The sequence below is a fragment of the Pseudomonas sp. ERMR1:02 genome (assembly GCF_002277815.1).
GTDB lineage: Bacteria > Pseudomonadota > Gammaproteobacteria > Pseudomonadales > Pseudomonadaceae > Aquipseudomonas.
This window is the reverse complement of the sequence record NZ_NKJI01000031.1, coordinates 21,116-42,725: the sequence shown is the minus strand read 5'-3', so window position 1 is coordinate 42,725 and position 21,610 is coordinate 21,116. Positions and strand designations below refer to the sequence as shown.

General features: G+C 60.0%; 9 protein-coding genes and 7 pseudogenes. 1 reads left to right on the top strand and 15 read right to left on the bottom strand.

What is annotated here, in order from left to right:
* The 15 genes and pseudogenes from CES87_RS30485 to CES87_RS32525 form a co-directional block, all read right to left on the bottom strand.
* Positions 1–920, bottom strand: a pseudogene (locus CES87_RS30485) (autotransporter outer membrane beta-barrel domain-containing protein); the annotation flags it as partial.
* Positions 921–1,235: 315 nt separating this feature from the next.
* Positions 1,236–3,861: pseudogene (locus tag CES87_RS33840) on the bottom strand (autotransporter outer membrane beta-barrel domain-containing protein).
* 310 nt (positions 3,862–4,171) lie between these two features.
* Positions 4,172–4,972 carry an endonuclease/exonuclease/phosphatase family protein gene (locus tag CES87_RS30470; protein WP_128609054.1) on the bottom strand — a complete coding sequence of 267 codons (801 nt, stop codon included), beginning with the start codon at positions 4,970–4,972 and terminating at the stop codon, positions 4,172–4,174.
* A 201-nt stretch (positions 4,973–5,173) separates the two neighbouring features.
* On the bottom strand, positions 5,174–5,932 hold the full coding sequence (locus CES87_RS30465) for a PIG-L deacetylase family protein (RefSeq protein ID WP_128609052.1): 759 nt from the start codon (positions 5,930–5,932) through the stop codon (positions 5,174–5,176).
* A gap of 248 nt (positions 5,933–6,180) precedes the next feature.
* A pseudogene (gene glgX, locus CES87_RS30460) lies at positions 6,181–8,341 on the bottom strand (glycogen debranching protein GlgX).
* A 263-nt stretch (positions 8,342–8,604) separates the two neighbouring features.
* On the bottom strand, positions 8,605–8,934 hold the full coding sequence (locus CES87_RS30455) for a DUF2934 domain-containing protein (RefSeq protein ID WP_128609050.1): 330 nt from the start codon (positions 8,932–8,934) through the stop codon (positions 8,605–8,607).
* A gap of 19 nt (positions 8,935–8,953) precedes the next feature.
* Complete coding sequence (locus CES87_RS30450) at positions 8,954–11,740, bottom strand: malto-oligosyltrehalose synthase (RefSeq protein ID WP_128609048.1); 2,787 nt, start codon at positions 11,738–11,740, stop codon at positions 8,954–8,956.
* Positions 11,737–13,814, bottom strand: a pseudogene (gene malQ, locus CES87_RS30445) (4-alpha-glucanotransferase). The gene CES87_RS30450 and the pseudogene malQ overlap by 4 nt, the downstream one beginning before the upstream one ends.
* A pseudogene (gene treZ, locus CES87_RS30440) lies at positions 13,811–15,606 on the bottom strand (malto-oligosyltrehalose trehalohydrolase). The pseudogenes malQ and treZ overlap by 4 nt, the downstream one beginning before the upstream one ends.
* 12 nt (positions 15,607–15,618) lie before the next feature.
* A pseudogene (gene glgA / locus CES87_RS30435) lies at positions 15,619–17,204 on the bottom strand (glycogen synthase GlgA).
* 613 nt (positions 17,205–17,817) lie between these two features.
* Complete coding sequence (locus tag CES87_RS30430; RefSeq protein ID WP_128609044.1) at positions 17,818–18,771, bottom strand: D-2-hydroxyacid dehydrogenase family protein; 954 nt, start codon at positions 18,769–18,771, stop codon at positions 17,818–17,820.
* 13 nt (positions 18,772–18,784) lie between these two features.
* A pseudogene (locus CES87_RS30425) lies at positions 18,785–19,821 on the bottom strand (alpha/beta fold hydrolase).
* Between the two features lie 83 nt (positions 19,822–19,904).
* Positions 19,905–20,339, bottom strand: coding sequence for a YqaA family protein (locus CES87_RS30420; RefSeq protein WP_128609056.1), 435 nt, complete (start codon positions 20,337–20,339; stop codon positions 19,905–19,907).
* Entirely contained in the window at positions 20,339–20,785 is a 447-nt protein-coding gene (locus CES87_RS30415) for a DUF411 domain-containing protein (RefSeq protein WP_128609042.1), read from the bottom strand. The genes CES87_RS30420 and CES87_RS30415 overlap by 1 nt, the downstream gene beginning before the upstream one ends.
* A 212-nt stretch (positions 20,786–20,997) precedes the next feature.
* Complete coding sequence (locus CES87_RS32525; protein ID WP_178081513.1) at positions 20,998–21,138, bottom strand: hypothetical protein; 141 nt, start codon at positions 21,136–21,138, stop codon at positions 20,998–21,000.
* 183 nt (positions 21,139–21,321) lie between these two features.
* Between CES87_RS32525 and CES87_RS30410 the strand changes: the two genes are divergently transcribed.
* Positions 21,322–21,510 carry a hypothetical protein gene (locus tag CES87_RS30410; RefSeq protein WP_028620074.1) on the top strand — a complete coding sequence of 63 codons (189 nt, stop codon included), beginning with the start codon at positions 21,322–21,324 and terminating at the stop codon, positions 21,508–21,510.
* The last annotated feature ends 100 nt before the right edge of the window (positions 21,511–21,610 follow it).

The window sequence follows — 21,610 nt, the reverse complement described above, 5'->3', positions numbered from 1 at the left end:
TTGCGACTGCTGGTGATCTTGTCGACCTGATCCAGCGTCACGGTATTGCCGGTGTACACCGTGTGCCACAAGTTGGTCCGTACATAGGGTTCGACGGGCAGGCCGCTGATGTCATAACTACCTTGCAATTTGGCACCGACACGGCCGCTCCATGCCGTCACGTCGGAGGAAGAAGCGTTGCCCGAGCCCGCATAGGGCGTATCGAGGGTGATCCGCTGGTTGATCAATTGCGCCTGGGGTTCAACCACCCAGTTTTCGCTGATACCGATCGGAAAACCACCCTCCACCGACAGCGTCATCGCGCTGCCTTCGGTGGCTTGCCGGGCGCCCTGTTCGTTGCGACTGAACCCGCTTACACGGCCGCCGCTGGCCGACAGGTCGACGTGCCAGCCCTGTGCCCCGGTCAGGCTCCAGTAGGCCCGAGGCTTTGGCCTTGCAGGTTGAGGGTATCGGTGGTCGGGTCGGACATGGCGCGGTTGGTCAGCAGGCCACTGCTATTGCCCTGCAACTGGGTGGTGCCGCTAATCAGGCCGACCTGTTGGGTCTGGCCGCTGCCGCTTTGCACAGTCAGGATCGCCGGACCTTTGACTTCGCCTGAGCCGGGATTGGAAACGCCCTGGCCCAAGGCATCGGTTTGGGCCAGGCGGGAGGCCTGTCCGTAGACCTGATCCCAGGCGAAGGGGGTGGCGTCTTCGGTGGTGAAGTAACTGCTTCGCATATCGGTAGCAGGGCTGAAACGCCCGGGGTACGTATTCGCGAGAGCAGGCAAGGAGAGCGTCGGGATGTCCTGGCCGAACCAGGGCGTTGTATCTTCTTCGGCAGGTGTTGCCTGCACTTCCATGGACGAGCACAGCAGGAGTGAGCTCGAGACAGTGCAAAAAAGTGATTTTGATCTCGTGTTGGGTTAGGGAGGTTTTCATGGCGGGGCTACCTTGCAATCGCGTGCCGTACTTGCCTTGGCGTCTCTCCTACCCCGAGCGAGGGGCGACCGAATGGTTTGGAGCAAGCCGGGGGGGCGCCCGATCGCGCGGGTGTCTTGGGGGCTTGCCCCTGGTAATGATTCCGGGGTAGTACCGTGAAGTCAAGAAGACCCCCGCCACTGCGTCAAGAAAATGGCCGATCAGTGGTAGTGGTATTTCAGGTCGTATAAGTGACTGATTTACGGCGCGTACCTAAGTTCTTGTTTATTGGAAAAAACGTCAAAAAAACGCACGTGCTAGAGCCTTTGCTCGGTATTACCAGCTGACCCTGATACCCAGCGTGCTGGCCATTGCGCGTTGCTGGTTAGCGTCTAGATTGCTGCTGTAATCAACATTGGCATATACGCCGACGCTTGGCGCGAGCTTCAGGGTCGCGCCAATACCGACATCAGCCCACGAAGATTTCTGCTTTGTATCGATATCGGTGGTGTTGGCGAAAGTGACTGTGTCAGTGCCTTCAAAAGCGTGCCAAACGTTGACACGCAGCCAGGGTTCCAGCGGCAGGCCGCCGGCTTTGAAGCTGCCTTTGAGCCGCGCGCCGAGTCGAGCGGTCAATGCCGCGTCGGAATCAAAGACACTCGGGAAATGCCGTCATTCTGACTGTCGAGATCAACCTGCTGGCGGATGATTTGCCCCTGGGGTTCGATCACCCAGTTGCGCGCCAGCGTGAAGGGAAAACCTGTCTCCAATGAAAGGGTCAGCGCGTGACCGCGATTGTCGATTTTGAGGCCGCGATCGGAATGGCTATCGCCATAAAGCCAGGTGTACATCGCCACCGCATCGAAGTATCTACCTTTAGGATCTGTCAGGGTCCAGTAGGCGCCGAGATTGTTGCCTTCAAGTTCGACTTTGCCGGCGCGTTTACCTTCGTAACCCTGGTTGAAGCCGTCAACATTACCCTTCATGCGGTTTTGGCCGACGAAGAAACCGCTGCGCTGGGTTTGTCCCCCAGACGTTTCTGAGGCGAACAGATCGTTGCCCACCTGGAACCCTTTAATTGAGCCGTCGAAACGTGGCGTGACGGTGCCGGCCCATGTCTGGTCGAGGTCCTTGCCATAGACCCGCCCCCAGCCTGCGCCAAAGGTTCCGGTTTCAGTCAGCAGGCTCTGATCACCCTGGCGATCATGGAAGGTGCCGAGGGCGGTCAGGGTCATTTGCGCAGCCGCTGACGGCAATATCGACCAGGTTGGCACTTCCATGCGGTACAACGGAATCGGTGCAGCACCGGGTTCGGGCGTTGGCAACGGCGGGCTGCCGGCGGCGGCCACGGGTATCGCCACCAAAGGCACCAGTTCTACCACGGGTGGCACGGCCGGCGCGGGGTTGGGCAGCGATGGCACGGCTGGGCGGGGTTGCCCACCGGTGGCACAGCCGGGGCGGGGTTGGCTACCGGCGGCAGGGCCGGGGCGGGGTTGGCTGCGGTCACTGCTACCAGTGGCGGCGCCACGACGGACGAACGCAAGTACCAACTGTCCTGACTGCCGGCGGTTACACCGCCCTTGTACAGGACGTAATCGTAGGCGCCGACCGACAACGGGGTCTTGAGCGTAAAGGCGCCATTGTCGCTGGTTGCCGTGCCTTGGGCCTGGACTACCTGAATGCCATTTTGCAAAGTTGCCGCGCCAGCGCCACCCAGATTCGTGACGCTGATTGCAGTGGTACCCGTCAGGGAACCGTTATTGACAACCAGTTTGTCACTGGGCGAGTTGTCACCGCCAAGCACACTTTGCACAAGCAGTTGACCGCCGCTTCCCGCGTAATTGCCCTCTACCGTCAGGGTGTCGCTGGTACGGGTATTGCCGTTGCCAAGGTCGATGATCCCGGCGTTGTTCAATGTCGCACGCTGGCCGGCGGTGAAGGGCGAGATGCTGCCTTGCGTCGACGTCAGGACGCTGCTGCCGTCGATGTTGAACACACCAGTGCGGGATGCGCTGTCACCCAGTACGAAGTTATCGGCGAGATCGAGCCGTGAGTTGTTACTCAGCTTGACCGTTTCCCAATTGACGTAGCGGCCAGCGCCCGTGGTTGTGGTGTGATCGAAGGTCAGCACATCGTTGCCGGTGCCGCCGTTGAGGCTCGGGGTCTGGGCGAGGGTGCTCTCGTCGAGATTGCGCACAGTCGCGCTGTCGTCGCCGCCTTCCATCAGAATTGCCGAGTGAAGGATGCCACCGCCATCCCAGACAAAAGTGTCATTGCCGACGCTGGTGCGGATCTCACCAAAGACCTCGCCACCGGTCACTTTAATGCTGTCGTCGCCACCGCTGACGCTGATGAACCCGCCAATACTCCCACCGGATACGATGATGGTGTCGCGTCCGAAGCCCGTCACCAGATTGCCCAGGATCTTTCCGCCGGACATGTCGAACAGGTTGTTATCGAGCTTCATGTCGACCCGGCCGATGGTGCCTCCAGTCATCTTGGCAGTATCGCCATCCTCGAAAGCACCAACGATGGTGCCGCCGGTCATCAGGAAAGAGTCGCGGCTGTCGCCTTGAGCCAGGGACTGAATAATGCCGCCAGTCATGGTGAAATTATCGACGCCATTGCCTTGTTGGACCGCCCCGGTGATCTGCCCGGCGCTGATGTTGAGGACGTCCGCGCCGTCACCCTGATCCAGCACACCGACGATGCGCCCGGAATTCATGTTGACCGTATCGGTGCCGGCACCGAACGTGACGTTGCCATTGATCGTGCCGGAGCCATTGGCCGGGAAGGTCAGGCGGTTATTGCCCGCCAGGTCAGTCAGCGGCCCATTGCTGGCGCTGTCACAAACGTAGTTATCGTTACCGGCGGTGGGGGTGAGCGTACACGCCGCTTGGGTGGGTTGGGGCCAGCCGATGCAGAACAGGATTGAAACGGCACAGGCGCTGTAACGGTACATGGGCAGATCGCTGGAAAACTTCATGCTCGTCTCCGCTTATGGATCGGCGACTGAGTTGCCACATGTCAGAAATGGCAAGGCATCAGACGCCATCGGCAGCGCGAGTTGCGAGACAGCATCGGGTGAACAGTCACCCGAAACCGATAACGTTCAGCAACGACGGCCACTATGAGTCGCACGTCCATAGGTTCAGGTGTATGGACGAGTGCAACGTAGCAGCAGTTTTTTTGCGTATCTACTGTCAAAAGTAACAGGTGAAACGTTTTAGCTGTCGATCATGAGTGATTTTTCGACATGATCGGCACAGGGTTCAGAGGTGTACTTCAACGGCCAGCGGCAAATGATCCGACAAGTGCGTCCATGGCTTGGTCCCGAGAATTTTCGGCTCATGGCTACTGGCATTGCGCAGATAAATGCGGTCCAGGCGCAGCAGCGGAAACCGCGCGGGGTAAGTTTTGGCGGGACGGCCGTGATGGCGTTCGAAGGCTTCGTGCAGGTAGTCGCGACGGGCGAGGGCGGCGTTACCCTGGAGCTGCCAGTCGTTGAAATCGCCAGCGATAATCACCGGTGCATCGTCGGGCAGGGATTCAAGCAGCTGACAGAGCAACTGCAACTGAAGTTGTCGATGACTTTCCAGCAGGCTCAGATGAACGCAGATCGCATGGACCTCGGCGTGCCCAGGCACGTCCAGCACGCAATGCAACAGCCCGCGGCGCTCGGGTCCGGTGATGGAAACATCGAGGTTGCGGTATTCGCGAATCGGGTATTTGGACAACAGCGCGTTGCCGTGGTGACCGTCGGGGTAGACCGCATTGCGGCCATAGGCGAAATCGCTCCACATGCTGTCCGCGAGGAACTCGTATTGCGAGGTCGTTGGCCAATCGTTGAAGCGCGAAGAGTGGCGATCATGTTCGCCGACCACCTCCTGCAAGAACACCAGGTCCGCCGAGGTACTGCGCACCGCTTCGCGCAATTCGGGCAGGATGAAACGTCGGTTGAAGGCGGTAAAGCCCTTGTGGGTATTGACGGTCAGCACACGCAGTCGATGGATGGCCGGGGTTTTGTTCAACGGCACTGATTCGAGCGTCTGCGGCTTGGAGGTACGGGTCACTTTCACTCCTCTGAATCAAGGCAGGCTTATGCATGCGACTGATGTGGGGGCGGGCAGTTCAGTCTGGGTGACAATGTAGATGGCACCGATCCCTGTAGGAGCGAGGCTTGCCCGCGAAGACGTACTCACAGGCAGCGATGATGGTGAATGTTCAGGCCTCTTCGCGGGCAAGCCTCGCTCCTACAGATTGAGCGCTGTGGGTCAGACGAAGACGATTTCATAGGGCAAGCGTATCCGCTGCAGCAGCACCCGTGGCAGCAGCGGGGCGATGCCGATGGCCGGTTCGCCGTCCAGTTGGCTGGCGTAGGCGTGGGTCGCATGGCTTTTTCGCGCGACCGTCCAGGTGTCCAGACGGACCTTGCGGGCGCGATGCCAGGGGATCAAGCCGCGTTCGCGCGTTGGCCAATGCCAGGCCCAGACCGGTACTTCGTTGAAATCGGCACCGGCGATGGCCGCGGCGTTGGCGCAGGCGCGGCCGACGGCATCGTGGTCACTGTTGCCGTCTTCGGACCAAGTGCTGAACACCACGTCGCCGGGCCGCAAATACCGGGCGATGAACTTTGTAAGTTCAAGCTCATGCTCGTTCAGGGTGTTGTCGGTGAAGCCGCCGCGAATCCACTTCAGGCTGTGCATCGGCAACCCCAGGCGACGCAAGGCTTCGACGCTTTCCTGTGCGCGAAACACGCTGAGGCGTTTCTCCGACCATTGCTGGGATCCCGGATGGCTGGCGCTGCCGTCGGTGACCGAGATCAATTGCAAGGGATGGCCCATGGTGCTGAGCAATTGCAGCAGGCCGCCGCATGTCACCACCTCATCGCCCGGATGCGGGGCAATCACCACCGCACGGGCGCCGGCGGGAACGAGGGACTGGGTGTTGATGACGGGGATATTGTCCAGTTGCGGGGCACTGTTCCAGATCTGCGCCGACAGGCTGTTTTCGAGGAGAGAGAGCGGTTTCATGGCGACGTCCTTGTTCTCGTTGAAAGCGTTTGGCCGCGTTCCGAACCCTGGAACTGCCGCGGGCAGAGTATTGCTCATGTCATGCTATTCGTCGCCCCGATGTTGCCGGCGGTACGTTTTTTTATCCGCACTCCCTCTGTAGGAGCGATGCTTGCTCGCGATGGACGTCAACGATGACGCGGGGCGTCTGGATGCCCGCGTTGCCCGGACGTTTTTCGCGAGCAAGCTCGCTCCTACAGGGGCTCAGGTTATTCCTCTTCCTCATGCTGCAGTTCGAACAACAGCAGCGAGCGGCCGGTGACCGAGTATTCGTGGCCGAACTCGAAGCGTTCCTGGCCGCGGATCGACGGTTGGTTGGTGTCGATCATGCAGGTCCAGAAGCCACCGTCGGGCACCTCCGGCAGCAGGAAGTTGACGACGTCGTGGTGCGCATTGACCACTAGCAGCAAAGTGGCGTCGGCGCCTTTGCGGCAAATGCCGGTCTCTTGCGCGCGGCCGTCGAGCAACATGCCCATGCAGCGATTGTGCGCATCGTGCCAATGCTTGGTGGTCATCTCGCTGCCGTCCGCTGCCAGCCAGGTGACGTCCTTGACGCCAATGTCCTCGTTGTAATCGCCCACCAGAAAGCGCCCGCGACGCAGGATCGGGTAAGCCAGGCGCAACTCGATCAGGCGTTTGACGAACTTGAGCAGGGCTTTGCCGTCTTCGCTTATGTACCAGTTGACCCAGCCGATTTCGCTGTCCTGGCAATAGGCATTGTTGTTGCCCTCCTGGGTGCGGGCGAACTCGTCACCGGCCACCAGCATTGGCGTGCCTTGGGCCAGAATCAAAGTGGCGAAGAAGTTGCGCATTTGCCGCAGACGCAGCTCGTTGATCTCGGGATCGTCGGTAGGGCCTTCGACGCCATGGTTCCAGGACAGATTATTGTTGCTGCCGTCCTGGTTGTTCTCGTCATTGGCTTCGTTGTGCTTGTCGTTGTACGACACTAGATCGTTGAGGGTGAAGCCGTCGTGGGCGGTGACGAAATTCAGCGAAGAATAAGGACGCCGACCGCGTTGATTGAACATCTCGCCGGAACCGGTCATGCGGCTGGCGAAGTCCGCGAGTTGCCCGTCATCACCTTTCCAGAACGCGCGTACGGTGTCGCGAAATTTGTCGTTCCATTCAACCCAGCCGGGCGGGAAATTGCCGACCTGGTAGCCGCCGGGGCCGCAGTCCCAGGCTTCGGCAATCATTTTCACCTGACGCAGGACCGGGTCCTGGCGGCAGGCCACGAGGAAGCTGTGGCGCTCGTCGAAGCCATCGTGATAGCGCCCGAGAATGGTCGCCAGGTCGAAGCGGAAACCGTCCACATGCATTTCCGAGGCCCAGTAGCGCAGGGAATCGGTGACCATTTGCAGCACGCACGGGTGGCTCAGGTCGAGCGTGTTGCCGGTGCCGGAATCGTTGATATAGAAGCGCTTGTCGTCCGGCACCAAGCGGTAGTACGAAGCGTTGTCGATACCGCGCATGGACAGTGTCGGACCTTGTTCATTGCCCTCGGCGGTGTGGTTGTAGACCACGTCGAGAACCACTTCGAGATTGGCTTCGTGCAGGTGGGCGACCATCTCCTTGAACTCGGCGATCTTGCCGCTGGCCAGGTAGCGCGGGTCGGGGGCAAAGAACGCGATACTGTTATAGCCCCAGTAATTGGTCATACCCTTGTGCAGCAGGTGCTGGTCATTGACGAAGGCATGGATCGGCAGCAATTCCACAGTCGATACGCCGAGCTTGCGGATATGTTCCAGCACGTCGTCGACCATCAACCCGGCGAAGGTGCCGCGCACGTTCTCGGGGACGGTAGGGTGACTCATGCTGATGCCGCGCACGTGGTCTCATAAATAATGGTTTGTCCCACGGCACACTGACCCGATGGTCGTGGCCCCAAGTGTGCGCCGGGTCAATCACCTTGCATTTCGGCACAAAGGGTGCGCTGTCGCGTTCATCAAAACTGAGGTCGGCGTCTGGATGCCCGATGGTGAAGCCGAACAACGCCTCGGACCATTTCAACTTGCCCACCAGTTGTTTGGCGTAAGGGTCGATCAGCAGTTTGTTGGGATTGAAGCGATGACCGTTGGCCGGGTCGTACGGGCCGTACACGCGGTAGCCGTAGATCAGCCCCGCATGGGCGTCGGGCAGGTAGCCGTGGTAGATCTCGTCGGTGTACTCCGGCAGTTCGATGCGCTCTAATTCCACTTCGCCGGCATCATCGAAAATGCACAGTTCAACGCGAGTGGCATTGGCGGAAAACAAGGCGAAATTGACCCCCAGCCCATCCCAGGTCGCACCCAATGGAAAGGGCAGGCCTTCACGGATGCGCGAGGAGGCCTCGGCTTGAGGTGCTGGCGCGGCTTTCTTTGGACGGGTCATAGGTGCTCCTGCAAAGGGGGGACAACTGCGCGGTAAATGTGGGCGCGATCCTGCTCGCGATGGTTCCAAATTCCACACGTTTGTACCTGGTATCTGTGGGAGCGGGCTTGCTCGCGAAAGCGGTGTGTCAGTCGACATCAGTGTTGGCTGTTACACCGCTTTCGCGAGCAAGCCCGCTCCCACAAGAGGCTTTCCGGAGAACGAGCGATCCCTCGGTGGCGAGCACGCTCGCCACGTAGTCATTCAGGACAATCGTTAAACCGTTAGACAGCAGGCGGTTTTCGCGCTGTGCGAGGCTTCTTCTCTACTGCTTTTTCCCCCGAAGGAATCACCTTGGAAGCTGCAGCAGGCTTGGCCTTGGCTTCTTTGGCTTTAGGCTCGCCAGCCTTGCCATTCAGAGTTTTGCCGGCAGCCGGTTTGCTGGCTGCGGTCTTGCTGCCCGCCGCTTGCGGTGACTTCTTGGGCGCCAGCGCCTCGGCTTCAGCCAGTTTGCGTGCCATCTCCCAGTGGCGTGCTTCCTCGCCTTCGGGTTTGCCTTCTGACTCCCATATCTGATAGGCAAACTCGCGGATGCGTTTGTCTTCGGTACTCATCGCAATGCTCCTGAACAACTCAAGTGTCGGTAGTTTGGATAAACAGATTGACCGGGAAATCCCCCAGCGCGGCGCTGATCATCAGCTCCCTGTTTTTTGTGACTACATCGCTCGAAAAAAGTCCCTTGAGACTTTTCCCGGCGGTAGTAAATGGCAGTTGAACCCGCGTATCGCCCCACTGCGGCGCGCCAACCTGCGGTACTGCACTGTTTTCCAGCAGGGCCGCGCAACGAATCGGCACGATGACGATAGCCCGTTCGCCTTCATGTTCTCGAACAAATCCCAGCACCCGATGCGCCTGGCTGCCGACGACTTCGAGGGGCTGGTAACTCCCCCGTCGAAACAGCTCCGGATTCTCGGCGCGCAGGTTCAACGTGCGGGCAATCAGCGTCTGCTTGATGCGCCCGTCACGCCAGTTCGCCAGCAAATCAGGCAGGTCTAAAGGTTGCTGCAAGGCCTGCTGGCGGCTGGCGTAATCCACTGGCCGGCGGTTGTCCGGATCGACCAGAGTGAAGTCCCAGAAATCATTGCCCTGATAGAGATCCGGCACACCCGGCACCGTCATGCGCAGCAAGGTTTGCGCCAATCCGTTGAGTGCGCCCGGCGTGGCAATGGCCTGAGCGGCCTTGCCCAGAGCGCAGCGCAGCAGCTCGCCGTCCGGCGTCACTAACAGGCGCCGCAGGAATTCCTCGCTCGCTTGTTCGTAGGCATCGTTAGGCGCGCTCCAGCTACTCTGCAACTTGGCTTCGCGCAGGGCTTTTTGTTGCCACTGCCAGAGTCGCCTGGCGTAGTCCTCCAGGGCCGGTGGATCATCACTGCGCAAGTCCAGCGGCCAACTGCCGAGGATCGCTTGATACAGGATCAGCTCATCCCCGGCCGACGGCAATTGATCATCGTTGCGCAACGGCCGGGCGAGGGCGCGCCACAGACCGATCTGCTCGGCATACCACTGGCTGCGCTCGCTGAGCACTGCCAGGCGCGCGCGAGTGTCTTCACCGCGTTTGTGATCGTGGGTGGCGGTGGCCAGCAGGTTGTCGGGGAATTCGGCCAGGCGCTGTGCGCACGCGGCATGAAACTCGGCTACCGGCGCGCTGAACTGCTCGGTGCTGAAGCCAACGTCATTGCGCGATAGCAACACCGCCGAACGATAGAACGCGGTGTCTTCCACGGCTTTCGCCGCCGCCGGTGAAGTCAGCTGCTGAAAGCGCACGCAGGCATGTTTGAGCCGTTTGCGCGGGCGGCCCGGCGGATGTTTGCGCCAGGATTCGCCGCCCAGCCAACCGGCCAGACAATCGAGCACCGGCCAGTCCGCTTCGCCCAGGGTTTGCCGGGCGCCGGCCATCGCCTGCTGGAAAAAGGCTTCGTCCTGAGCCGAGCGCCCGACAGGACTGATGTAAGTGCGGTACACCGAAAAGTGCACGACCAATTCCTGCAATGCACGACGAATTGCACCCAGGGTCAGGTCGCGGGTCATCAGATCGTCGCGGGCCACTTGAAGCAAGGCATGGGCGACACTTTCGAAATCCCCGGCCAGGGAACCGTTGAGGATCTGCTGACGGGCCAGTTGTGCTTCCTCGCGGAAATCGGCCGGGCGTTCGCTGTGCCGATGCCAGAGCTCGCCCAGGATCTGTTCACCTTGGGGATCGTGCTGCAGCAGCGACAGCTGATTCATGAATTCATAGCCGGTGGTGCCATCCACCGACCAGTCGCGGTGCAGGGTTTCACCCTCGCCGAGGATTTTCTCGACATAGATCGGCAGGTGCCGGCCCGGCGCAAGGCTGTCGACCCGACGCCGCAGTTTGCGGCAGTAACTCCGAGGGTCGGCGAGGCCATCGATATGGTCGATGCGCAGGCCGTCGATCAAGCCGTCCGCCACCAACTGGAAGATCTTCGCATGGGTCTCCTCAAATACGGCGGGACGCTCAACACGTAGCCCACCCAATTCGTTGACATCGAAAAAACGCCGCCAGTTGATGTCATCCGCGGCGGTGCGCCAACTGGCAAGACGATAGCTCTGGCGTTCCAGCAGATTGTGTAGTCGTTGGAAGCCGGAAGGGGTAAATGAGTCGTAACTTTTCAGGTTGTCTTCGATGGCTTGCGCAATGGCCGGATCGCGGGCCAGTTCGCGTAACTGGTCTTTCAACGGCATCGCCAGACTGTGAGCATCCGTCTGATAGCTCAGTGTGCTGAAGCGGTCCGCCAGTGATTTGAGCGGTTCAGCATCCGCCTTGAGCAGTTCGCCGTAGTGGCTGGGGCAAATCGGGAAGTGATGATCGTAGTGCTCGACATGAAACGCACCCTGCTGCGCATCGAAGCGCAGGGGCAGGGTGCCGTCCTGCAACGCGATGCCGTAGTCGCTGCCGAGGAACGGCAATAACAGTTGACCTTCCATCAACGGATCGGGCGAGTGCCACTGAATATCGAAGAACTCGCCGTAAGGGCTTAGCCGTCCCCATTCGAGCAAGTCCAGCCACCACGGGTTGTCGCTACCGCCGACGGCCATATGATTGGACACGATATCGAGGATCAGCCCCATGTTCTGGTTGCGCAACGCGCTGACCAGTCGACGTAGCGCTGCTTCACCGCCCAGTTCATTGTTGACCGTGGTCGGGTCGACCACGTCGTAGCCATGCATCGACCCGGCGCGAGCGCTCAGCAGCGGCGAGGCATAAACGTGGCTGATGCCGAGGCGCGCGAAGTACGGCACCAGCGGCACCGCATCGTCCAGGGTGAAGTCTTTGTGAAATTGCAGGCGAAGGGTGGCCCGCAAGGGTTGCACAGGCGGTTGAGTAGACACTTGAGTCATTGATCACGCTCGGCCGCCTGAAGTCGCGCACAGGCGAGCAGCTCCAGGCGTCGGGCGGCGTCCGGGTTATCGAGCAGGGCTTCGCTGTCGCCGGGCAGTCGTCGGGACCAGTTGGGATGGGTGTCGATGGTGCCGGCAGGTTGGCCTGCTGTTCGATGCCCAAGGCATCTTCCAGCGGCAGTAGTACCAGCGGTGCACGGGTATGGCCAAGGAAACGCACACTGGCGTCGAGCACCTGGTCGGTTTCATGGGACTCTTCGCGAAAGTTCTGCGGGTCTTGGGTCAACGTGCGACGCAGACCTTCGCGTTCCCGTTCGCGATGGCGGCGCCACTCGATTTCAGTGTTGGCATCGATCAGGCCCAATCGGGCGTTCCAGTCGATGTCGCGGCCGTGCCACCAGCCGTTGAGGGTCGGCAAGTCGTGGGTGCTGGTGGTTGCCAGGGCGTTGTCCGGCCAGTCGAGGATCGGTTTGAAGTGGGTGTTGTCCTGCTCGAACAGCAGCACCCGCATGCCCAGCATCGCACGGGCGATGAGTTTTTCCCGCAGGCCGTCCGGCACGGTGCCGAGGTCTTCGCCGAGTACGATAGCCTGATGGCGGTGGGATTCGAGAGTCAGCAGGCGCAGGAGGTCGTCCACCGGGTAATAGAGGTAAGCGCCATCGGCGGGCGGTGCGCCATTAGGGATCACCCATAAGCGTTGCAGGCCCATGACATGATCGATGCGCAGACCACCTGCGTGGGCGAAGTTGGCGCGCAACATTTCGATGAAGGCACGAAAGCCATGGCGCACCAGCCCTTCGGGAGAGAACGCGGAAATCCCCCAACCTTGACCGGTGCGGTTGAGAATGTCCGGTGGCGCGCCCACGGTAAGGGAGGCGAGCAGTTCATCCTGACGGCTCCAGGCCTGGCTGCCGCCGCCATCGGCACCGACGGCCAGGTCGGCAATCAGGCCAATGCTCATACCGCTGGAGCGCGCGGCAGCTTGCGCACGCTCCAGGCACCGGGTGATCAGCCATTGGCAGAAGGCAAAGAAGCCGATGCGTCCGGCGTTTTCTTCGGCGAATTCGGCCAGGGCAGTACTGCGCGGATTGCGCCATTGCTCGGGCCATTGGCGCCAGTCGAGGCTTTCACCCTTGGCGGCACGGGCCTCTTGAATGGCTTCGAAACGGCAGTGATTTTCCAGTGCCTCACCGCCGGCGTGGCGGAAGCTGCTGAAGTCGGCGTGCAACGGGTGTTCGCCCTGAACGAAGCCTTCGTACAGTGCCTGCAACAGCCGATGTTTGGCTTCGGCAGCGGCCGGCCAGTCTATCAACGGCAGTTCTTCCAGATGCTGGAGTTCGGCAGTCAGGCCGGTAGCATCGATGGCCGAGCGCAGCGCACGTTCGCCGAGGATCGCGCCGGGCGCGCAATACAGGCTGTTGAGGAACAAACGACTGGACGGCGAGTAAGGGCTGTAGCGCTGGGTGTCGCTGGCGAACATGGCATGCAGCGGACTGATCGCCAGCGCTTCGGCGCCGCGTTCACCCGCCACCCGTGCCAGATCTTCCAGGGCCTGGGTATCGCCGAATCCGCCATCACCGGTTCGGCGCAACGCATACAGTTGCACGCTCAAACCCCAGGCACGCGGCATCGGGTTTTCAACCGCATCTCCCACGCTGTAGCAGCGCTCAGGCGCTACCGCCAGGGTGAAAGTCTGGCCATCGATGCTGACATGCTGGTAGCCGACCGGAATCAGCCCCGGCAACGTCGCTTCGGCGTCCAGTTTGAGCATGAGCCGCGAACCGTCTTCAAGGTGAATCTCGCATGGCGTTTGCGGTTCGAAGTAATGGGACAGGTTGAGGCCGACACCGAAATCGGTGGTAATCAACGGCGGCAAGTGTCGGGTCTGTTGCACCTGCTGCAATTGGAGCAGGCTGGCGTCGATTTCCTGCGCACTGCCAGCCGGGTGGCCGAGCCCGGTCAGGACATTGCGCAAAACCGAGGGGGCGACTTTTTGCGGGCGGCCGTTGGCATCGATCCAGTCGACTGCCAGGCCTGCCCGGCTGGCCAGAATTTCAAGTTGCGCATCGCTCATTGACGCTCTCCATCCGGGGGTAGCAAAGGGGCCGCGGCCTTGAGGGTGACTAGCGCGCAATAGGGGCAAGCGTGCCCTGTTCCAACAGGCCGAAGGATTGTGGAGGATGCTCGAACAACAACAGCGCATCGGCCTGTGAAGTGTGGACCACTGGCGTGCCGCCGAGGTTCAGGTCGATGCGCAGCACGCTGCCATCGCCCATCAACCAGCGCGCCGACACCGCGCCATCAGCCAGTACCTCGGCACTCAGTCCCTGGGCGCCAGGCAGGCGCGGGATGATCTGCCGATGACGGATCTGCAACAGTTGCCGATACAGATCTTGGGTGGCCGAAGCGTCGTTGGCCGTCAGGGTGGGCCGGGACGCTTCGAAAGTCTGTGGTGCGTTCGGGTCGGGAATCCGTTCGCGTTTTTGCGGATCGGCAAAGGCGCTGAACGCGGCAAACTCGTTACGCCGCCCTTCGCGCACCAATCGCGCGAGTTCACCGTGGTGGCTGGTGAAAAACAGGAACGGCTGCTCGGCGGCACACTCATCACCCATGAACATCAGCGGAATCATCGGTGACAGCAGCAAGAGCACGGTGGCGGCTTTTAAGGCATCGCGATGGGCCAGTTGATGCAGGCGCTCGCCAAAGGCGCGGTTGCCGATCTGGTCGTGGTTTTGCAAAAACAGAATGAAGGCGCTGGGTGGCAAATGTCCGCTGGGTTCGCCGCGCGGCTTGCCATGGCGATTGATGTGGCCTTGAAACACGAAGCCCTGGCTCAGGCAGCGCGCCAATTGTTCAGTGGGGTTTTGCGCATAATCGGCATAGTAGGCATCGGTTTCGCCGGTCAACAATACATGCAGGGCGTTGTGGCCATCGTCGTTCCACTGCGCGTCGTAATCTTGCTCCAGCAGGCTTGCCTGGTTGTGTTCGTTTTCCACCATCAGCCAGACGTGCCGCGCCGGATCGGTCTGCTGGCGGATGCGCTGCGCCATTTCCTGAAGAAAGTCGGGGCTTTCTATGGCATGCACCGCGTCAAAGCGTAAACCGTCAAACCGGTACTCCAGCAACCACATCAACGCGTTGTCGATGAAGAAGTCGCGCACCTCGCGCCGTCGAAAGTCGATGGCCGCCCCCCAAGGCGTTTGTTTGTCTTCATTGAAGAATCCCTTGGCGTAGCGATGCAGGTAATTGCCGTCCGGGCCGAAGTGGTTGTAGACCACGTCGAGTATCACCGCCAGGCCGTGGCCATGGGCGCTGTCGATCAGATGTTTGAGCTGTTCGGGCGAACCATAGGACGCCTGGGGTGCGTAGTGCAGCACCCCGTCGTAGCCCCAATTGCGCTCACCGGGAAACTGCGCCACAGGCATCAGTTCGATGGCGGTAATACCCAGCTCGACAAGGCGCGCCAGATGTTGCTCGACGGCCTGAAAACCGCCGAGCGCACCGACGTGCAACTCGTAAATGACCGCCTCGTTCCAGGGTCGGCCCAGCCAGGCACTGTGTTGCCACCGATAAGCGTGGGGGTCGACCACCACGCTGTGCAAATGGATATCCCCGGCTTGGGCGCGGGAGGCCGGGTCGGGCACCTCCAGCTCGCCGTCGATGTTGAATCGGTAACCCGTGCCCGCCGGGCAACGGGTATTGGTCACGAACCAGCCGTCAGCCTGAGGCAGCAACGGCAAGGACTGTCCATTTTCCAGTTCGACACTGACGTAGAACGCATCTGGCGCCCACAACGCAAATTGCGTGTGCTCAGCGTCCAGCATGATTGCGCCGTGGGGCCAGGTCTCAAGGGTCCGTAACGGCATCTTGAAAGCCTCTTACTGTTTGTGCGATTTCCCCAGTGCTTTAGCCACAAGCTGTTCGTAAAGTTCGGCGTAGGGTTCGACCGCCTGGCACCAGTTGAAAGGCTGCGTCATGGCCCGGCAGCGCATGGCGTTCAGCAGTTCGGGAAGGCGAATATCTTGAACGCGCGGCTCAGGGCTTCCTGATAACTCTCCACCGTGGATTCGTTGAACAGGAAACCGGTCACGCCGTTCTCAATGGTGTCGGCCAGACCGCCGGTGTTGCGCGCCACCGGCAGCGAACCGAAACGCTGGGCGTACATCTGGCTCAAGCCGCAAGGTTCATAGCGCGAAGGCATCAACAGGAAGTCGCTGCCGGCAAACATGCGGCGCGCATCGGTTTCATTGAAGCCGATACGCACGCCGATCTCACCGGGAAAGCGCAGGGCCAGTTCGCGCATCGCCTGTTCTTCTTCCGGTTCGCCACGACCGATGATCGCGATTTGCCCGCCGGATTTGACGATGTATTCCGAGACCGCTTCGGTCAGGTCCAGGCCTTTCTGATAGACCAGTCGCGAAACCACGGCAAACAACGGGCCTTCGGATTCGTTCAAGCCGAACAACTGGCGCACGTGGGCGGCATTGACTGCTTTGCCTTCCCAGTCGCCGATGCTGAAGGGGCGTAACAGGTGCGCGTCGGTGGAGGCGTCCCAGCTTTCATCGATGCCGTTGGGAATGCCGCTGAGCAAGCCTTGCTGGGTCTTGGAGGCGAGAAAACCGTCCAGTCCGCAACCGAAGGCCGGGGTGGTGATTTCCTGGGCGTAGGTCGCGCTGACCGTGGTGATGTGGCTCGAATAGGCCATGCCGGCCTTGAGGAACGACATCTTGCCGTAGAACTCCATGCCTTCCTGTTGCAGGGCGTGAAGGGGGATGCCCAGTTCGGGGCACGAGCCCAGGCTGGTTACGCCCTGATACGCCAGGTTATGGATGGTGAACAGTGTCGGCGTGCGTTGCCCGCGCCAGTGCATGTACGCGGGCGCCAGACCGGCTGGCCAGTCATGGGCGTGCACCAGGTCCGGGCACCAGTGAATTTGCGCCAGGTTCGCGGCGATATCGGCAGCCGCCAGACCGAGGCGAGCGAAGCGAATATGGTTGTCCGGCCAGTCGCGACCGTTGTTGGCGCCGTAGGGCGAACCTTCGCGCTCGTAGAGCTCAGGGCAGATCAACACGTAAATGACCAGGCCATCGGGCATGTCCATGCGCCCGATCTTGCAGGGTGGCAGCGCGGCATGTCCGCCCAGCTCACCGATGATATGAATCGGGTTTTCGCTGTGCAGCACCTGCGGGTAACCGGGGATCAGCACACGCACGTCGTGCAGATGGGTCATGGCCCGTGGCAAGGCGGCGGAAACGTCTCCCAAACCGCCGGTTTTCACCAGATCGGCGATCTCCGATGTGACGAACAGCACTTTCTTCCTGTTGGGGTTCTGACTGGCCACCGGTGTCAGCGTTCTGGTACCGGTAACGCTGATCGACTGGGCTGTGGGAGCACTTACGGCGCTCGATTCACCGACATGCTGATGAGCACGTTCTCCCTGAGCATCTAAAGCCGCACTGATCATATGAATCTCCCGTGTTGTTGATCTAATTCTTAGGTCTGGCAAACGGTATTTCGTGGCCAAATCCTGTGGCCCGGCGCAAAAGCGCTACGCATCGGTGAGCAAGCGCTGCCCAATGCGCTGAAGCAGAATGGGTGAAGTAACCATTGCAAGGACCATTGCAAGGATTGCACCAGTCGCAACGCACCTGCCTTTCAGTCGACCGACCACCAACAGCGAAAGTTTCTTTATTTTTCCGCTTTGTGACCGATCAGTTTCGCCCCAAGAAAATGAGCCTAGACCAGAACTTAGAGCGGTAAAGCCCATATGGCAAAATTGTTCGACAATCGGTCCAAAGAGGTACGGACGTGCCGGATAACGAGGCAAACGCACCGACGAAGTGCAGGTTTTTTTATCAAAACGGATAAAAAAGAAGCAGAACTGTCACATCGGTGTGCGTGGGTGAACAGTTGAACTGCACCATTGCGGTGCGTGTTTTTGGGTGGTGTGTTGTTGATGCGGGCCTCTTCGCGAGCAAGCCCGCTCCCACAGTGGATCTATGTCGGGCACAAAATCTATGTCTAATGAAGATCTACTGTGGGAGCGGGCTTGCTCGCGAATGAACGATAACGCGATATCAGTTCAGCAATCGAATCGGCTCCCCCGCAGACCAAGCCCGAATATCTTCAATCATCTGCGAGAAAAACAGATGATAGTTTTGCTGGCTCACATACCCCACATGCGGCGTGGCCAGCACATTCTCCAAAGTCCTGAACGGATGATGGGGCGGTAACGGCTCGACATCGAACACATCCAGCGCCGCGCCCGCCAGACGTCGTTTCTGCAAGGCCTTGATCAGCGCCGCTTCATCGACAATTGGCCCGCGTGCGGTGTTGACCAGTAGCGCAGTGGGCTTCATCCAGCCCAAAGCCTCGGCGTCGACCAGTCCCCGGGAGCGGTCGCTGAGGACCAGGTGAACTGACAACACATCAGCCTGCTCGAACAGTTGCTGCTTGCTGACATAGGTCACGCCCACCTGGGCGGCCCGTTCGGCGGTGAGGTTTTCACTCCAGGCGATTACGCGCATGCCAAATACCTGGCCAAACTGCGCGACACGCTGGCCGATGCTGCCGAGGCCGAGGATTGCCAGCGTCTTGCCGTGCAGATCGCCACCCAGGCTTTGCTGCCATTTACCGGCGCGCAAGGCATTGGCTTCGGCCACGAGATTGCGGGTCGCGGCCATGATCAAGGCCCAGGTCAGTTCCGGCGCCGCGTGTTTGTAGCTGTCGGTGCCGCACACTTGAATGCCCAGCCCGGCAGCAGCCTTGAAGTCGAGGGCGGCATTGCGCATGCCGCCGGTCACCAGCAATTTGAGCTTCGGCAAGCGCCGCAACAGGTCTTCATCGAACCGGGTGCGCTCGCGCATCACGCAAATCACTTCAAACTCACCCAGGCGTTCTGCCAGCGTCTCATTGTCGGCAGGGTAGTCGTGGATAAAGCTTACTTGGCCGATATCGTCCAACAGCGACCAGTCGACCACGTCACAGGCCACATCCTGCCAATCGTCAATCACCGCAATCTGCACCGCCATCAGCCTTACCTCATTAATGCACGGGGTTGGTTTTGTTCAGCCAGCCAAGCAGCGCCTTGTGGAACTGCGTCGGTTCTTCCATCTGCGGCGCGTGGCCCATGCCGGGGAATTCGATAAGGGTCGATTGGGGAATCAGTTTTGCCACTTGTTTGCCGAGGACGTCGTAGTGGCCGATTTTGCCTTGACCTCGGGCGAGGCGATGTCCTTATTGATGGCCGTGGTATCAGCGGTACCAATCAGCAGCAGGGTCGGCACCTTCAGATCCTTGAACTCGTAATACACCGGCTGGGTGAAGATCATGTCGTAAATGAGCGCCGAGTTCCACGCCACCTGGGTCTTGCCCGGGCCCTTGGCCATGCCCGCGTACATGTCCACCCAACGGTCGAACTCAGGTTTCCAGCGGCCATCGTAATAGGTGCTGCGCTGGTAGTCGTGGATGCCTTTGGCAGTGACCTTCAGCTCGCGTTCATACCATTGATCAACTGTACGATAAGGCACGCCCAGAGCCTTCCAGTCTTCCAGGCCAATCGGGTTGACCAGCGCCAGTCGTTCTACTTGTTCGGGATATTGCAGTGCATAGCGGGTGGCGAGCATGCCGCCGGTGGAATGCCCCAGGAGGGTAGCTTTCTGGATGCCGAGGGCCTTGAGCAATTGCTGGGTGTTGCTCGCCAGTTGCTGGAAGCTGTACTGATAGTGGTCCGGTTTGCTGGAGGTGCAGAAACCGATCTGGTCCGGGGCAATGACCCGGAAACCGGCGTCGCTGAGCGCCTTGATTGAGGTGTCCCAGGTCGCGCCACAGAAATTCTTGCCGTGCATCAGCACCACGCTGCGGCCGTTGGCCTTGCCATGGGCGGCGACGTCCATGTAACCCATTTGCAGGGACTTGCCCTGGGATTCGAAGGCGAAATGCTTGACGGTGTAGGGGTACTCGAAACCTTGCAGCTCCGGGCCATATTCCGGGGCCTGGGATTGAGCTTGGGCGTGAGCGATGACAGGCAGCGCGGCGGTCAACAGCAGGCCGGGCAACCAGCGGGTAAAGGTGATGGGCATCGGTGAACTCCGTTGAAAATCCGTCGATGCTGGATCGGCATGATTAGGGCGACGTTAAGCAGGCAATCGCCACCGCGGTTGGTTCAACCCATCCAACCCACAGTGGCAAGTGTCAGCACGCCATAACGGGCTCCTTTGGCCAGGGTCACGATCAGCAGAAAACGCCCCAGCGGCTCGCGCATCACGCCGGCGACGAGCGTCAGCGGATCGCCGATCACCGGCAGCCAGCTGAGCAGCAGCGACCAATGTCCGTAACGTTGATAATGGTTTCGGGCTTTTTCCAGATGAGAGGGGCTGACCGGAAACCAGCGCCGGTCACGGAAGCGATCGATGGCGCGCCCCAGCCACCAGTTCACCAGCGAGCCGAGGACATTGCCCAGTGTCGCCACCGCCAGCAGCGACCACAGCCAATACTTGTCGCTGAGCAGCAATCCCACCAGCACCGCTTCGGATTGCAAGGGCAGCAACGTCGCGGCACCGAAGGCCGCCAGAAACAAGCCGATATAGGCGCCGAAGATCAATGGGCCGGGTAATCCGCCACGACCACATCCGTACCGTCCCTTTTCAGGCCGATCACTTGATACGCATCGCTCATCCCGTCCATTTCCATGCCGGGCGAACCCATGGGCATGCCGGGGGCCGCTACGCCGAGCAGGTCATCACGTTTGCTCAGGGCCAGGACTTGATCGGCCGGCACATGACCTTCGACAAATTTGCCGTTAATCAGGCCCGTATGGCAGGACGCGAGGCGCGGGGGTACGCCATGCTGTAGTTTGAATTCGCTCATATTGGCTTCGACATGATCATCGACCTTGAAGCCGTTGGCCTCCAGGTGGCTGATCCATTTCTTGCAACATCCGCAGTTGGCGTCGCGATGGACTTCGATGGGAATCAAGTCGGCGGCCTGGACCAGGGAGGAAATGAACAGGGCGCTCAAGGCGATCAGACGCAGGTGGGTTCGCATGTCGGAATGTGTCTCGGATTACGGGCGAAAAAACGCATTCTGACCGGTTTTCCCGGCCAGACATTCAAGGTTTGTTTCGAATTACTACAAGCTGGGCGGCTTTATGATCGTAGACCAAAGCTGTCAGGCAGATGAGGGAGACATTACAAGATTGTCAGGAAGGCCGCTGAGCGCCGGATCAGGCGCTCAGGGTGTTGAATAAGTGAGAGTTGTTAACGATGCTGGTAGTAACCGGGTCCGCCCCGATCGTCGTAATGGTGGTCATGGTGCCAGCCACCGTGGGGGAAAACGATGCAGCCGCTCAGGGACAGCAGGGCCAGCAGGGGAATCAGCAGTGTGATTCGACGCAACATTTGAAAATCCTCATGGTTATCGCCGCTATGAAGCCAAAACTCTTCATCGGCTGTAACATGAGACCCCGTTTGCAGCGCCCCATCCCCGGAAAACGGTAGGGGCTTGGCATGCATCCGGATACAAAGTGGATACATTTACTTCAGATACAGGCTTTCATTCAGGCTCATGTTCAGGAACTCGCAATGACCCAGTCGCAACGTTTGAAATATTCGATTCTGATCTCCCTGGTGGTGCTGGGGATCATGTTTGGCCTGTCGTATTTGCAGAACACCGGGGTTATCAGCGAAAAACTGTTTCAGTACATCGCTATTGGCGTGGCGGTGATCGTGGTGGTTATCAATGGTGTGATGCGCCGCAAGGTCAAGCCCTGAGCTATTGATGTTGGGTGTATATCCATTGTTCAGGTGATGGCGGCCTACCGCCGACCTGGTCGGGAGGTCGTTCGCATTTCTTCTGTAGGAGCCGGCTTGC

Bases quoted from the DNA above. Each gene is read 5' to 3' on its own strand.
- CES87_RS30465 (WP_128609052.1), bottom strand. From the start codon at position 5,932: ATGAAACCGCTCTCTCTCCTCGAAAACAGCCTGTCGGCGCAGATCTGG.
- CES87_RS30455 (WP_128609050.1), bottom strand. From the start codon at position 8,934: ATGAGTACCGAAGACAAACGCATCCGCGAGTTTGCCTATCAGATATGG.
- CES87_RS30450 (WP_128609048.1), bottom strand. From the start codon at position 11,740: ATGACTCAAGTGTCTACTCAACCGCCTGTGCAACCCTTGCGGGCCACC.
- CES87_RS30430 (WP_128609044.1), bottom strand. From the start codon at position 18,771: ATGGCGGTGCAGATTGCGGTGATTGACGATTGGCAGGATGTGGCCTGT.
- CES87_RS30415 (WP_128609042.1), bottom strand. From the start codon at position 20,785: ATGCGAACCCACCTGCGTCTGATCGCCTTGAGCGCCCTGTTCATTTCC.
- CES87_RS32525 (WP_178081513.1), bottom strand. From the start codon at position 21,138: ATGTTGCGTCGAATCACACTGCTGATTCCCCTGCTGGCCCTGCTGTCC.
- CES87_RS30410 (WP_028620074.1), top strand. From the start codon at position 21,322: ATGACCCAGTCGCAACGTTTGAAATATTCGATTCTGATCTCCCTGGTG.